Source organism: Streptomyces sp. NPDC041124 (assembly GCF_055592385.1).
The window spans coordinates 1-13,928 of record NZ_JBVIYR010000007.1 but is presented as its reverse complement, the minus strand read 5'-3'; the positions used below and the strand labels follow the sequence as shown (position 1 = coordinate 13,928).

Genomic DNA, 13,928 nt, shown 5'->3' with positions numbered 1-13,928 from the left:
AGAGCGGCGCGGAGTGCGCCGGTACAGGCCGAAGGGCCCGGAGGAGGAGCCTCGTGGAAGCGGTGTTCGCAGTGGTCGCCCTGCTCTTCGTGCTCTTGGTGGTGCTCGGTGTCTACGCCACGGTGAAGGTCGTCGGCGCCGCCAAGCGCAGCGCCGACCGGCACATCACCCAGGCCCGCCGCACGGTCGAGGACCACACCCTGAGGGCCAAGGCCTTCGCCCAGACCGGCCCGGCCGGGGAGATCGCCCAGCTCCGCCTCAAGCTGCGCACCTCCATGCGCGCCACGCAGGATGCGCTGGAGGCCGCGGCGAGAGAGGACGAGTCGGTCAAGGAGTCCCTCGGCCTCTTCCAGCGCCTGAGCGCACACGGCCACGAACTGGACGGCGAACTCAGGCGCCTGGAGTCCGAACCGGACCGCACCACCCTCTCCGCGCGCCTGCCCGAACTGCGCGAGCGCACCGAGCGCATCACGAGCTCCGCCGACTCCCTGCGCTGGGCGGTCCGCGACCGTGCCCACCGCTTCTCCGGCGACGACCTGGACTCCCTGAGCCGGCAGATCGACGTGGAGACCGGGGCGCTGCGCCACTGGACCACGACGGAACAGCCGGCCGCGCCCCCGCGCTGGCCCGACGCCCCCGCCGCCGACGCCCCGACGGCCGGCCAGACCTGGCCGGACGCCCCGGAGGCCGCCTCTCCCGAGCACCGGGCCGAACAGGACGCCGCGCGGCCCGCCCTCGACCCGCCCGCGCCGCGTCCCACCTACCCCTGGCAGAAGAAGCCGCGCCCCGAGAGCACCACCTGAGGACCGCCCGAGCGGCGGACGAGCGGCGGACGAGCGGTGTGTGAGCGGGGTGTGTTCCGGCCACGGCCGGACACGGCCCGCCGGGCCGGACTGCCGCACGGGCACCACGCCAGGTAACCTCCAGCTCATGTCCCGCCATGTCGCGATCGTCACCGATTCAACGGCCTACCTTCCGGCCCGGACGATGGAGCGGCACCGCATCACGGCGGTACCCCTGACCGTGGTGCTGGGCGACCGCGCCCTGGAAGAGGGCACCGAGATCTCCACCCGCTCCCTCGCCCAGGCTCTGCAGAAGCGGCGCCCGGTGACGACGTCCCGGCCCGGCCCCGAGGTCTTCGCCGAGACCTACCGCAGGGCCGCCGAGTCCGGCGCGAGGGGCATCGTCTCCCTGCACCTCTCCGCCGAGCTCTCCGGAACCTACGACGCGGCCGTCGTCGCCGCCCGCCAGGCACCGGTGCCGGTCCGGGTGGTGGACACCCAGATGATCGCCATGGCGCTCGGGTTCTGCGCGCTGGCGGCGGCGGAGACCGCGGAAGCGGGCGGCACCGTCGACGAAGCGGTCACGTCCGCGGAGAAACGGGCGGCGGGCACCTCGGCCTACTTCTACGTCGACACGCTCGACTATCTGCGCCGGGGCGGCCGGATCGGCGCCGCGCAGGCCCTGCTGGGCTCGGCGCTCGCGGTCAAGCCGCTGCTGCAGCTGGCGGGGGGCCGCATCGAACCGCTGGAGAAGGTACGTACGGCGTCCAAGGCGATCGCCCGCCTGGAGGAGATCGCCGCCGACCGGGCGGGCGGCGCGGAGGTCGACGTCGCCGTCCACCACCTCGCCGCCCCCGACCGCGCGTCGGCCCTCGCGGACCGGCTGCGCACCCGGCTGCCGGGACTGGCCGACCTGCACGTCAGCGAGGTGGGCGCGGTGATCGGGGCACACACGGGCCCCGGGCTGCTGGGGGTCGTCGTCTCCGCCCGGTGAGGCCGGCCCGCTCGCACGGGTGACGGAGTTGTCCACAACCCGGCAGTCGTCCACGGGAATCCACCAAGATCGACGCGAATGGGCCGATGTGCCGGATCCTCCTCGCATGGCACTTCGATCACGCTCACGCACGGCGACCCCCACCGGCGGGCCGGGCCGCGGCCCGGGCTCCGACAGCCGCGCCCGCCACCGCCGCGACGGCAGGCCCCGGTCCCGGGCGCGACACGCACAGCACGCCTCGGCGGAGGAACTCCGGCGGCGTGCCGAGGCCCTGTTCGGCGAAGGCGGCGACGAAAGGGGTCCCGCCCCGGCCGGAGGCGCAGGCACCAGGCGGGCCCCGAGCTGGGCACGGAGCGGACCCGACCACGGTGGGCAGGCCGTGGGGCAGGCGGCCGTGCACCGTTCCACTCCCGCGGACCGGTCGGCCGCCGCCGGCCTTGCGACGACGGGGCAGCGGGCACCCGGCGCCGGGGCGCCTCACACCTCCGGTGCGCAGAGGGCCGCCGGAGACGACCGCGAGGCTTCCGCACCCGGGCTTCCGGAGGGTGCTGCCGGGGAGGCCCGGCTCCGGGGCGGTGACCGTGAGGCTCCCACGGGCCGTGAGGCTCCCGCGGGCCGTGAGGTTCCCGCGGGCCCTGGGGCCGCGATCCGGACCAGGGCTGAGCGACGGGCAGCGGTGGCACGGGCGTTCGCCTCAGGAAGCGCGGGTGCTCCGCCGCCCGGGACGGCCGGGGAGGGGAGGGACCTCACCGCGAGGGGCCGCCGCCGGACGGTCGTGGCACCTCCGCCGGCAGCGCGGGGTCCGGGCGCTCCTCCACGCGTAGCCCCTGCGGACCGCAGGGTGCTGGTGGACCGGCGGGCGGCGGTGGCACGTTCGCTCGGGCCGGGACGCCCGGGTGTCGGCCCAGGAGCGGATGCCGGTGATGGCGTGGTGGTGGACTTTCGGGCGGCCGTGGCACCTCTCTGGGACTCCGTGCGGTCGGGCGGGGGCCCGGGCGCGGCTGCCGGGGGCGCTGTGGTGGGGGAGCGGCGGGCGGCCGGGACGCCTCCGCGGGGCTCGGTGGGTTCGTGTGCCCGCCCGGGCGCGGCCGCTCCGGGAGGCCCGGTGAGGGCGGAGGCGTCAGTGGTCCCAGGGCGTTCGGGGACGGTGGGCAGGACGGTTGCCCAAGGACCTTTGCCGACTCGGGCCGCTGTCGGCGCCGACCGGACGGACGGCCCGGATCCCGCCGGTCGAGGGAGGCCCGAGGGAGCGCCCGAGCCCGGGCCGCCCGCGAGCCGCGAGCCGGAGGATCCTCCGATCCGGCGACCGTACCGGGCGGCGTTCGCGCTGCGGGAGCGGCTTCCCCTGTGGATGCAGACGCGATGCGGCCTGGAGCGGCGCAGCGTGCTCGCCCTGTCGGCGCTGCTCGTGCTCGTCCTCGGATTCGCCGTGCAGCACTTCTGGGCGGGCCGTACCCAGCCGGTGCGGGCCCCGGAAGTGGTCCGGGCGGCCGTCCCCGGCGGGGAGGGGGCGGAAGCGGCGGACAGCCCGACGTCGGCACCGGCAGCCGCCGCGGCGCGGTCCGGCGGCCCGGCGGCGCCCGAGATCGTGGTCGACGTCGGCGGCAAGGTACGGCAGCCCGGAATCCACCGCCTGCCGGCCGGTTCCCGCGTCGAGGACGCGCTCCGCGCGGCCGGCGGAGTCCGCCCCGGCACCAAGACCGACGCCCTCAACCGCGCCCGCTTCCTCGTCGACGGCGAACACCTGCTCGTCGGGGCCCCGGCGCCGCCGGGCGCGGCCCCCGCCGGCGGCGATCCCGGTGCTGCCGCGGCAGCCGGCAGCCCCTCCGCTCCGGTGTCCCTCAGCACCGCCACGCTCGACCAGCTCGACGGCCTTCCCGGGGTCGGCCCCGTGCTGGCCCAGCACATCATCGACTACCGCACCCGGAACGGCGGTTTCCGCTCGGTGGACGAACTCCGCGAAGTCAACGGCATCGGCGACCGCCGCTTCGCGGACCTCCGGGACCGCGTACGGCCATGACGGCACCCCGCACGGCCGCGGGCGGCGGGACGTCGGACCCGGCCGCCCCGACCGCCGCCACCCGCCGGACCGTCCACGCCGCCTCCGGCAAGCGACTGGGCGCCGCGCATCCGAGGCAGGAGGGCCCGCCGGACCTCCGACTGGTCCCGCCCGCCCTGGCCGCATGGGCCACGGCGGCCCTGACGCTGCACGCGCCACCCACCCCCGTGGCGGGGGCCGTCGCCCTGTGCCTCCTGGTGGCCGGCGCGCTCCTGGTGCCCCGGAACCGCCGCTCGGAGCGGGCACGGGCCACCGCCCACGCCACCGCCGCCGTGCTGCTCTGCGTCGCCGCCGCCGCGGGCTCGGCGGGCCTGCACGGCGCGGACCTGAGGCGGGGTCCCGTCCCCGCGCTGGCGCGGGAGTACGCGCGGCTCACCGCGGAGGCCGTGGTCACCGCCGACCCCCGGCTCACCCGGCCCAGGGTCAGCGGCCCTCACGTGGCCCAGGCGTCCGTACTGATCGAGGCCGACGTGCGGCGCGTGGAACGGGCCGGGGGAGAGGCGCGGGAGACCCGCGCACCCGTCCTGCTGATCGTCGACCTCCCCTCGGGCGCACACACCGCGCCCCGAGGCGAGCGGAGCTCCCCCTGGCTCGGCCTGCTTCCCTCCACCCGGCTGCGGGTCGAGGCGCGGCTCGCCCCGGCGAGGGCGGGCGGTGACCGGTTCGCGGCGGTCCTGCGCGTGAAGGGCCGCGACGGACCCCGGACGGTGAGCGGGCCCTCCGGCCCGCAGCGGCTGGCGGGCCGGCTGCGGGCCGGACTGCGGGAGGCCACCGACGGACTGCCGTCCGACGCCCGGGCACTGCTGCCCGGACTGGTCGTGGGCGACACCGCCAGAATCACCCCGGAGCTGGACGAGGCGTTCCGGGAGACCGACCTCACCCACACCCTCGCCGTCTCCGGCGCCAACTTCACCATCCTCCTCGCCCTGCTCCTCGGCCCGCCCGGCCTGGCCCAGAACGCCGAACGCCGCGGACTCGCCCCCCGACTCGGCATCTCCCTGCGGAGCACGGCACTGCTGGGCGCGGCGCTCTCCCTCGCGTTCGTCGTCGTGTGCCGGCCCGACCCCAGCGTGCTGCGGGCCGCGGCCTGCGGATCCGTCGCCCTGCTCGCGCTCGCCACCGGCCGCCGCAGATCGCTGATCCCCGCCCTGGCCACGGCCGTGCTGCTCCTGGTGCTCTACGACCCCTGGCTGGCCCGCAGTTACGGCTTCCTCCTCTCCGTACTGGCCACCGGCGCGCTGCTCACCCTCGCTCCGCGCTGGAGCGTTTCACTGCGCCGCAGAGGCGTACCGCCCCGCCTCGCGGAGGCGCTGGCCGCCGCGGGCGCCGCCCAGGCACTCTGCGCACCGGTGGTCGCCGTGCTCGCCGCCCGGGTGAGCCTGGTGGCGATCCCGTGCAACCTGCTCGCGGAGTTCGCGCTCGCACCGGCCACGGTGCTGGGCTTCCTGGCCCTGGCCACGGCGCCGGCCCTGATGCCGGCGGCGAAGGCACTGGCCTGGTGCGCGAGCTGGCCCGCTGAGTGGATCGCCGGGGTCGCCAGAACCGGTGCGGCGCTGCCCGGCGCGGGCGTGGACTGGCCCGGTGGATGGCCCGGAGCGGCAGCACTCGGCGCCGCCACCCTGGCCGCGCTGTTCGTGGGCCGCCGGCTCCTGGCACACCCCTGGTGGTGCGGTGCCGCCGCCCTGCTGCTGATCCTGCTGGTGGTGCAGCCACGCCCGCTCACGAAGGTGATCACGGGCTGGCCGCCACCGGGCTGGCGGATGGTGATGTGCGACGTGGGGCAGGGCGACGCGACGGTGCTGGCGGCGGGCGAGGGGTCCGCCGTCGTCGTCGACGCCGGCCCCGACCCCGCCCTGGTGGACCGCTGCCTGCGCTCCCTCGCCGTCACCAGCGTCCCGCTCGTGGTCCTGACCCACTTCCACGCCGACCATGTGGCGGGCCTGCCCGGCGTCCTGCGCGGACGCCAGGTGGGCGCCATCGGGACGACGGCCCTCGAGGAACCCCCCGACCAGGCCGCGTTCGTACGGAGACTCGCCGCCGCCCGCCGCATCCCCCTGACCCACGCCGCCGCCGGTGAGGCCCGGCGCGCGGGCGGCCTGTCCTGGGAGGTGGTGTGGCCACCGTCCGGCACCCACCCGCCGTCGTCGGAGGGCCCCAACGACGCCAGCGTGGCCATGCTCGTCCGCACGGCGGGCCTGCGCCTGCTGCTCCTCGGTGACCTCGAACCCCCGGCCCAGCGAGCCCTGGCGAGGTCACCGGCGGCCCGGAGCCTGGCCGGCGTGGACGTCCTCAAGGTCGCCCACCACGGCTCCGCCCACCAGGACCCGGGCCTGCTGCGCCTGGCCGACCCGCGCCTGGCGCTGATCAGCACCGGCCGGGACAACAGCTACGGACACCCGGCGCCCGGCACGGTCGCCGCGCTGCGCGCCGGGGGAGCGCAGGTGCTGCGGACCGACCGGGACGGAGCGCTGGCGGTGACCGGAGGCGACGACGGGAGCGAGAACGACAAGAACGGAGGGGGCGGAAACGCAGGTGGCGGGAGTGGCGAAGAAGGGGGCGCGGAGCTCGGCGTGGCGCGAAACTGAGGGCATGACTGACGGCATCGACTCTGCGGCGACCGACGCCTACCTGCGCCGGCTGGGCGCCGAACAGCCCGCCTGGCCCACCGTGGACGCCCTGCGCGAGCTGCACCTGCGGCATCTGGGGACCGTGCCGTTCGAGAACCTGTCCATCCATTTCGGCGAGGAGATCGTGCTCGAGGAGAAGCGGCTGCTGGACAAGGTCGTGGAGGCCCGGCGGGGCGGATTCTGCTACGAACTGAACGGCGCGTTCGGGGCGTTGCTCGCCGCCCTCGGCTACGACGTCACCCTGCTCGCCGCGCGGGTGTACGGGGAGGGGGGCCGGCTCGGCATCCCCTACGGCCATCTCGCGCTGCGGGTGCGGACGGTGGACGGCGGTGACCGGCTGGTCGACGTCGGCTTCGGGGCGCACTTCCACCTCCCGCTCGCCTTCGGGGAGCGGGGCGAGCAGCAGGACCCCGGCGGCACCTTCCGGATCGTCGAGGCCGGAGCCGACGCGGCCGGGGTGCGCGGCGGGCACGGCACGGTGGAAGCGGCGGACCTGGACGTGATCCACGACGGTCGGCCGGTGTACCGCCTGGAGGTGCGGCCGAGGGTGCTCGACGACTTCACGGTCGGCGCCTGGTGGCACAGCAGCTCGCCGGCCTCCCACTTCTCGCGGTCCCTCGTCTGCTCGCGGATCACCGACGACGGAGGACGGATCACGCTCAGCGGCCGCCGGTTCACGGTCACGGCGCCCGACGGGACCCGGCGGCAGCGGGAGGCCGGGACGGACGAGGAGGTGCTGGCGCTCTACCGGGACCGGTTCGGGATCACGCTGGACCGGGTGCCCACGGTGCAGGTCACCGGGCGGAGCGGCTGAACCGGTACCGGACAATGACCCGTGTGAGTGATGTGCGACATGTGCTGGTGCTGCCCGACCGTGACGCCGCGGAGGAGGTGGCCGAGGCGCTCGGGGAACGCTTCGGCGTGGACGAGGAACCAAGGCTGGTGCGGGACGCGCTCGCCGGGGAGGACGACGCGGAGGACGCGCAGTGGCTCGTCGTCCTGCGCGACGAGGCGGAACGGCTCGATGCGGGTGAGCTGAACGAGTTCGTCGCCGCGTGGGAGGGCTGGCGGGAGGAGCCGTAGGAGGACCGCGGACGCCCGGACGGCGTTGTCGGTGGCGCGTGGGATGCTTGTCGCGATGGCCAGGAAGACCGCAACCGACGATCCCCTCGCCCCGGTGACGCTCGCCGTGGGCCAGGAGGACCTGCTGCTCGACCGTGCCGTGCGGGAGGTGGTGGCCGCCGCGAAGGCCGCCGACGCCGACACGGACGTCCGTGACCTGACCCCGGACCAGCTCCAGCCCGGCACCCTCGCCGAACTGACCAGCCCGTCGCTCTTCGCCGAGCGCAAGGTCGTCGTCGTGCGCAACGCGCAGGATCTGTCGGCGGACACCGTCAAGGACGTCAAGGGGTACCTCGGGGCGCCCGCCGAGGAGATCACCCTCGTGCTGCTGCACGCGGGCGGGGCCAAGGGCAAGGGACTGCTCGACGCGGCGCGCAAGGCGGGGGCGCGCGAGGTGGCGTGCCCGAAGATGACCAAGCCGGCGGACCGGCTGGCGTTCGTGCGGGGCGAGTTCCGGACCGCCGGGCGCTCGGCCACCCCGGAGGCGTGCCAGGCTCTGGTCGACGCCATCGGCAGCGATCTGCGTGAGCTGGCCTCGGCTGTGACCCAGCTGGTCGCGGACGTCGAGGGCACCATCGACGAGGCGGTCGTCGGCCGCTACTACACCGGGCGGGCCGAGGCCTCCAGCTTCACGGTCGCCGACCGTGCGGTCGAGGGCCGCGCGGCGGAGGCGCTGGAGGCCCTGCGCTGGTCGCTGTCGACCGGGGTGGCGCCGGTGCTGATCACCAGCGCGCTGGCCCAGGGAGTGCGGGCGATCGGCAAACTGTCGTCGGCGCGCGGCGGCAGGCCCGCCGACCTCGCCCGGGAGCTGGGCATGCCGCCCTGGAAGATCGACCGGGTCCGGCAGCAGATGCGCGGCTGGACCCCGGACGGCGTGGCCGTGGCGCTGCGTGCCGTCGCCGAGGCGGACGCGGGAGTGAAGGGCGGCGGGGACGACCCGGAGTACGCCCTGGAGAAGGCGGTCGTCACCATCGCGCGGGCGGCGCGGTCGAAGGGCCGGGCGTAGGACCCGGGGCAGGTGTCCGTGATCGGGTCGCTTCCGGCCCGGCGGGGAGGAGAATGGGGCGTGTCAGCCTTCGACCGCCCGGCAGTGGGAAGGTGGCGAGCGCTATGGCTGAACATCCGCACGCGATGCTCGCGCGCAAGGGGTATGAGGCGTTCTCGCGCGGCGACATGGAGACCTTGCGCGGCCTGATGGCCGCGGACGTCACGTATCACGTGCCCGGACGCCACCCCCTGGCGGGCGACTTCAAGGGCCAGGACGCGATCATCGACTTCTACGGACGGCTCGCCCGCGAGGCCGGCGGGACGCTCGAGGTCGAGTTGCGTGACCTCCTCGTCGACGGCCGGGGGCACGTGGTGGCGGTGCACCGGACACATGCCGAGCGGCAGGGCAGAACCTTCGACCAGGCCGGCTGTTACGTCTTCAGGATCGTCGGCGACAAGATCACGGACGTCGACGAGTGCGTCGAGGACATCGACGAGGCCGACGACTTCTGGTCCTGACGGCGTCCGCCGGGGACGACGTCCGGTGCTGGGGGAAACGACCGAAGACCCCGTCCTCCGACCCTGGGGAAGGGCGGCGGCGGGGCCTTCGGGATGAAGCGTGTGAGCCCGTACCCGCGTGGCGAACGCAGGCCGCGTACGGGCTCGGGGTGCCGGCCGGGGGCGGAGAGAGAGGGCCCGCCCGGGGTCCCGCCGGCGATCAGATCAAAAGGGTTGTTCAGCCCTTGACGGCCGCGACCTTCTGCGCCAGCGCCGACTTCTTGTTGGCGGCCTGGTTCTTGTGGATGACGCCCTTCGAGACGGCCTTGTCGAGCTGACGCGCGGCGACGCGCTGGTACTCGGTGGCCTTCTCGACGTCACCCGCGGCAGCGGCCTCACGGGCCTTGCGGATCGCGGTCTTCAGAGAGGACTTGACGGCCTTGTTGCGCAGCCGCGCCTTCTCGTTGGTCTTGTTCCGCTTGATCTGGGACTTGATGTTCGCCACGAATGAGCCTCTACAGGTTCTGGCACGGGGCCGCACGGGTGCCGCACGGTCCTGCGCCGGGTGATTTTCCGAAGACGTGCCTCTCACCGAGAGGGCATGAGACACAGCCCCCCACGTTACCAGCGGCCCATTCGGTGGCCCAAACCCGTCCCGGGTCCGCGGCCGTGGGACCATGGAAGCTACGTATCGATCCGACCCGAGACCGCAGACGGACAAGCACACGTATGCGGACGCCTCAAGAATCAGGACCCTGCGTGCCCGCGATCCCCAGCCATGTGCCCGAGCCGAGCCGTACCGACCCGGCGCTGATCCGCAACTTCTGCATCATCGCCCACATCGACCACGGCAAGTCCACGCTCGCCGACCGGATGCTCCAGCTGACCGGAGTGGTCGAGCAGCGGCAGATGCGCGCTCAGTACCTCGACCGCATGGACATCGAGCGTGAGCGCGGCATCACGATCAAGTCCCAGGCCGTGCGCCTGCCGTGGGCGCCGACCCACGACAAGGGCAACACGCACATCCTCAACATGATCGACACCCCCGGGCACGTCGACTTCACCTACGAGGTCTCCCGGTCCCTCGCCGCCTGCGAGGGCACGATCCTCCTCGTGGACGCGGCCCAGGGCATCGAGGCGCAGACCCTCGCCAACCTCTACCTGGCGATGGAGAACGACCTCACGATCATCCCGGTCCTCAACAAGATCGACCTGCCGGCCGCGCAGCCGGAGAAGTTCGCCGAGGAGCTGGCGAACCTGGTCGGCTGCGACCCGGACGACGTGCTCAAGGTGTCCGCGAAGACCGGTCTCGGCGTCGAGGCGCTGCTGGACCGCGTGGTCGCCGAGGTGCCGGCCCCGGTCGGCGTCAAGGACGCCCCCGCCCGCGCGATGATCTTCGACTCGGTCTACGACTCCTACCGCGGTGTCGTGACGTACGTCCGAGTCATCGACGGCCAGCTCAACAAGCGCGAGCGCATCCGGATGATGTCCACGGGCGCCACCCACGAGCTGCTGGAGATCGGCACCAACTCGCCGGAGATGCTGTCGGCCGACGGTCTCGGCGTCGGCGAGGTGGGCTACCTGATCACCGGGGTGAAGGACGTCCGGCAGTCCAAGGTCGGTGACACCGTCACCAGCCAGCACAAGGGCGCCGAGGAGGCGCTGGGCGGCTACAAGGACCCCAAGCCCATGGTGTTCTCCGGCCTCTACCCCCTCGACGGCTCCGACTACCCGGAGCTGCGCGAGGCCCTCGACAAGCTCCAGCTCAACGACGCGGCCCTGGTCTACGAGCCGGAGACCTCCGCCGCCCTGGGCTTCGGTTTCCGCGTCGGCTTCCTCGGCCTGCTGCACCTCGACGTGATCCGCGAGCGCCTGGAGCGCGAGTTCGGCCTCGACCTGATCGCCACCGCGCCGAACGTGGTCTACCGCGTCCTCATGGAGGACGGCACCGAGCACACCGTCACCAACCCGAGCGAGTTCCCCGAGGGGAAGATCAGCGAGGTCTACGAGCCGGTCGTGCGGGCCACCATCCTGGCCCCCAGCGAGTTCATCGGCTCCATCATGGAGCTGTGCCAGACCCGGCGCGGTGTCCTGCTCGGCATGGACTACCTCTCCGAGGACCGGGTGGAGATCCGCTACACCCTTCCCCTCGCCGAGATCGTCTTCGACTTCTTCGACCAGCTGAAGTCGAAGACCCGCGGCTACGCCTCCCTCGACTACGAGCCCACCGGCGAGCAGACCTCCAGCCTGGTCAAGGTCGACATCCTGCTGCACGGCGACAAGGTGGACGCGTTCTCCGCGATCACCCACAAGGACGCGGCGTACGCGTACGGCGTGCGGCTCGTCGCCAAGCTGCGCGAACTCATCCCGCGCCAGGCCTTCGAGGTGCCCATCCAGGCCGCCATCGGCTCCCGGGTCATCGCCCGCGAGACCATCCGCGCCATCCGCAAGGACGTCCTCGCCAAGTGTTACGGCGGTGACATCTCCCGCAAGCGGAAGCTGCTGGAGAAGCAGAAGGAGGGCAAGAAGCGGATGAAGATGGTGGGCTCCGTGGAGGTCCCGCAGGAGGCCTTCATCGCCGTGCTGTCCAGCGACGAGAGCGCGGGATCCGGCAAGGGCAAGAAGTAGCCGTAGGTTACCGCGGGTCACTCCGCGAACCGGGCGGAACGGGGGCCCGTCGCACGTCGGTGCGGCGGGCCCCCGCGTGTCAGCGGGGCGGTCCTCTGTATGAAGTAACAGGCCGTGGCCCCTTACGCCGAGGCCGGTCGGCCTTTACTCTGTCCGTGCTCGATAGTTACTCGCGAGTTAAACAACGGCGCGAGGAAACCCCAGCCGCACACTGAGCCAGCCGCACCGTCGCGGGCCCCGGAGGACGTCGTGAGCGACACACAGACACTGATCGAGAACCGACCGCCGACCGTGGCGGCCCTGTTCCTGGAGCGTGTGGCGGCCACACCGGACGCCGAGGCCTACCGCTACCCGGTCCCGCCGGCCTCCGGCGAGGGCCCGGACGACTGGAAGTCCCTCACCTGGGCGGGCACCGCCGAACGGGTCCACGCCATCGCGGCCGGCCTGATCGAGCTGGGCGTCCAGCCCGAGGAGCGCGTGGCACTGGCCGCCGCCACCCGCGTCGAGTGGATCCTCGCCGACCTCGGCATCCTCTGCGCGGGCGCCGCCACCACCACGATCTACCCGCAGACCAACGCCGACGAGTCCGCCTACATCCTGTCCGACTCCCAGAGCCGGGTGCTCATCGCGGAGAACGCCGAGCAGGCGGCCAAGGCGGTGGCCAAGCGCGCCGAGCTGCCCGAGCTCACCCGTGTCGTGGTCATCGACCCGGCGGGCGCCGACACCGACGACTTCGTGATGACCCTCGCCGACCTGGAGAAGCTCGGTGCCGGCCGGCTCCAGAAGGAGCCGGAGCTGATCAAGGAGCGGGTCGCGGCGATCACCAAGGACCAGCTCGCCACGCTCATCTACACCTCCGGCACCACCGGCCGCCCCAAGGGCGTCCGCCTGCCCCACGACAACTGGTCCTACATGGCCAAGGCGATCGCCGCGACCGGCCTGGTCAACGGCGACGACGTGCAGTACCTGTGGCTGCCGCTGGCGCACGTCTTCGGCAAGGTGCTCACCTCCGGCCAGATCGAGGTCGGTCACGTCACCGCCGTCGACGGCCGCGTCGACAAGATCATCGAGAACCTGCCGGTGGTCCGGCCGACCTACATGGCGGCCGTGCCCCGCATCTTCGAGAAGGTCTACAACGGCGTCGCCGCCAAGGCGAAGGCCGGCGGAGGCGCCAAGTACAAGATCTTCCAGTGGGCCTCCGGCGTCGCCCGCGAGTACGCCAAGGTCACCCAGGACAACTTCCGCCGCACCGGCACCGCGAGCGCCCCCGCGGGCCTGCGCACCAAGCACGCCGTCGCGGACAAACTCGTCTACGCCAAGATCCGCGAGGCCTTCGGCGGCAACCTGCGCGCCTGCGTCTCCGGCTCCGCCGCCCTCGCCCCCGAGATCGGCTACTTCTTCTCCGGCGCCGGCATCCACATCCTGGAGGGCTACGGCCTCACCGAGTCCTCCGCCGCCTCCTTCTGCAACCCGGGCGAGGCCTACCGCACCGGCACCGTCGGCAAGCCGCTGCCCGGCACCGAGGTCCGCATCGCCGACGACGGCGAGATCCTGCTGCGCGGCCCCGGCATCATGCAGGGCTACCACAACCTGCCCGACAAGACCGCCGAGGTCCTGGAGGAGGACGGCTGGTTCCACACCGGCGACATCGGCGAGCTGTCCGCCGACGGCTACCTGCGCATCACCGACCGCAAGAAGGACCTCATCAAGACCTCCGGCGGCAAGTACATCGCCCCCGCCGAGGTCGAGGGCCAGTTCAAGGCGGTCTGCCCGTACGTCTCCAACATCCTGGTGCACGGCGCCGACCGGAACTACTGCACCGCCCTCATCGCCCTCGACGAGGCCGCCCTCACGGCCTGGGCGGCCGAGAACGGCATGGAGGGCAAGGCGTACGCGGACATCGTCGCCGCGCCCGCCACGGTCGAGATGGTCGACGGCTACGTCAAGCAGCTCAACGAGGGCCTGCAGCGCTGGCAGACCATCAAGAAGTTCCGCCTCCTGCCCCGGGACCTCGACGTCGAGCACGGCGAGATCACCCCGAGCCTCAAGCTGAAGCGCCCGGTGGTGGAGCGCGAATACAAGCACCTCATCGAGGAGATGTACGAGGGCGCCCGCGAGGCGTGAGACGCGCGGCCTGAGGCGCTCGGGCGCCCCGTGAGGGGCTGCCCGCGGAGCACGAGCGGGGGCGGGGTGCCTGCGGATCGGCCGATCCCCCCGAACCCAACCGGAAA

The 13,928-nt window shown here is 73.5% G+C and carries 11 protein-coding genes; 10 read left to right on the top strand and 1 reads right to left on the bottom strand.

Annotated features, from left to right (window positions below; translation table 11 throughout):
* Positions 1 to 53 precede the first annotated feature (53 nt).
* From ACZ6A9_RS19790 to ACZ6A9_RS19755, 8 genes are all read left to right on the top strand, one after another.
* On the top strand, positions 54 to 803 hold the full coding sequence (locus ACZ6A9_RS19790) for a hypothetical protein (RefSeq protein WP_468987265.1): 750 nt from the start codon (positions 54 to 56) through the stop codon (positions 801 to 803).
* 127 nt (positions 804 to 930) lie between these two features.
* Positions 931 to 1,776: a DegV family protein gene (locus ACZ6A9_RS19785; RefSeq protein ID WP_468987264.1), complete on the top strand. Its 846-nt coding sequence runs from the start codon at positions 931 to 933 to the stop codon at positions 1,774 to 1,776.
* 1,351 nt (positions 1,777 to 3,127) lie between these two features.
* Positions 3,128 to 3,796: a ComEA family DNA-binding protein gene (locus tag ACZ6A9_RS19780; protein ID WP_468987263.1), complete on the top strand. Its 669-nt coding sequence runs from the start codon at positions 3,128 to 3,130 to the stop codon at positions 3,794 to 3,796.
* Positions 3,793 to 6,420, top strand: a complete 2,628-nt coding sequence (locus ACZ6A9_RS19775) for a ComEC/Rec2 family competence protein (protein ID WP_468987261.1) — start codon at positions 3,793 to 3,795, stop codon at positions 6,418 to 6,420. Before ACZ6A9_RS19780 ends, ACZ6A9_RS19775 begins: the two co-directional genes overlap by 4 nt.
* A 4-nt stretch (positions 6,421 to 6,424) precedes the next feature.
* Entirely contained in the window at positions 6,425 to 7,276 is an 852-nt protein-coding gene (locus ACZ6A9_RS19770; protein WP_468987258.1) for an arylamine N-acetyltransferase family protein, read from the top strand.
* 23 nt (positions 7,277 to 7,299) lie between these two features.
* The gene (locus tag ACZ6A9_RS19765; protein ID WP_468987256.1) at positions 7,300 to 7,545 is read left to right on the top strand and encodes a hypothetical protein; all 246 of its coding nucleotides are present in this window, start codon (positions 7,300 to 7,302) and stop codon (positions 7,543 to 7,545) included.
* A gap of 55 nt (positions 7,546 to 7,600) precedes the next feature.
* Positions 7,601 to 8,590: a DNA polymerase III subunit delta gene (holA, locus tag ACZ6A9_RS19760; RefSeq protein ID WP_468987255.1), complete on the top strand. Its 990-nt coding sequence runs from the start codon at positions 7,601 to 7,603 to the stop codon at positions 8,588 to 8,590.
* A 104-nt stretch (positions 8,591 to 8,694) separates the two neighbouring features.
* On the top strand, positions 8,695 to 9,090 hold the full coding sequence (locus tag ACZ6A9_RS19755; RefSeq protein WP_468987253.1) for a nuclear transport factor 2 family protein: 396 nt from the start codon (positions 8,695 to 8,697) through the stop codon (positions 9,088 to 9,090).
* 217 nt (positions 9,091 to 9,307) lie between these two features.
* On the opposite strand, the gene rpsT is transcribed toward ACZ6A9_RS19755, so the two are convergent.
* Positions 9,308 to 9,574 carry a 30S ribosomal protein S20 gene (rpsT, locus tag ACZ6A9_RS19750; RefSeq protein ID WP_073931938.1) on the bottom strand — a complete coding sequence of 89 codons (267 nt, stop codon included), beginning with the start codon at positions 9,572 to 9,574 and terminating at the stop codon, positions 9,308 to 9,310.
* Between the two features lie 254 nt (positions 9,575 to 9,828).
* Here rpsT and lepA point away from each other — a divergent pair, with 254 nt between their 5' ends.
* A complete protein-coding gene (gene lepA, locus ACZ6A9_RS19745) occupies positions 9,829 to 11,697 on the top strand; it encodes a translation elongation factor 4 (protein WP_468987250.1) in 1,869 nt (622 codons plus the stop codon).
* 249 nt (positions 11,698 to 11,946) lie between these two features.
* Positions 11,947 to 13,821, top strand: coding sequence for an AMP-dependent synthetase/ligase (locus tag ACZ6A9_RS19740; RefSeq protein ID WP_468987247.1), 1,875 nt, complete (start codon positions 11,947 to 11,949; stop codon positions 13,819 to 13,821).
* The last annotated feature ends 107 nt before the right edge of the window (positions 13,822 to 13,928 follow it).

Excerpts from the sequence above, each read along its gene's own strand:
- ACZ6A9_RS19775 (WP_468987261.1), top strand. The coding sequence starts at position 3,793 with ATGACGGCACCCCGCACGGCCGCGGGCGGCGGGACGTCGGACCCGGCC.
- ACZ6A9_RS19770 (WP_468987258.1), top strand. The coding sequence starts at position 6,425 with ATGACTGACGGCATCGACTCTGCGGCGACCGACGCCTACCTGCGCCGG.
- holA (WP_468987255.1), top strand. The coding sequence starts at position 7,601 with ATGGCCAGGAAGACCGCAACCGACGATCCCCTCGCCCCGGTGACGCTC.
- ACZ6A9_RS19785 (WP_468987264.1), top strand. The coding sequence starts at position 931 with ATGTCCCGCCATGTCGCGATCGTCACCGATTCAACGGCCTACCTTCCG.
- ACZ6A9_RS19755 (WP_468987253.1), top strand. The coding sequence starts at position 8,695 with ATGGCTGAACATCCGCACGCGATGCTCGCGCGCAAGGGGTATGAGGCG.
- ACZ6A9_RS19780 (WP_468987263.1), top strand. The coding sequence starts at position 3,128 with ATGCAGACGCGATGCGGCCTGGAGCGGCGCAGCGTGCTCGCCCTGTCG.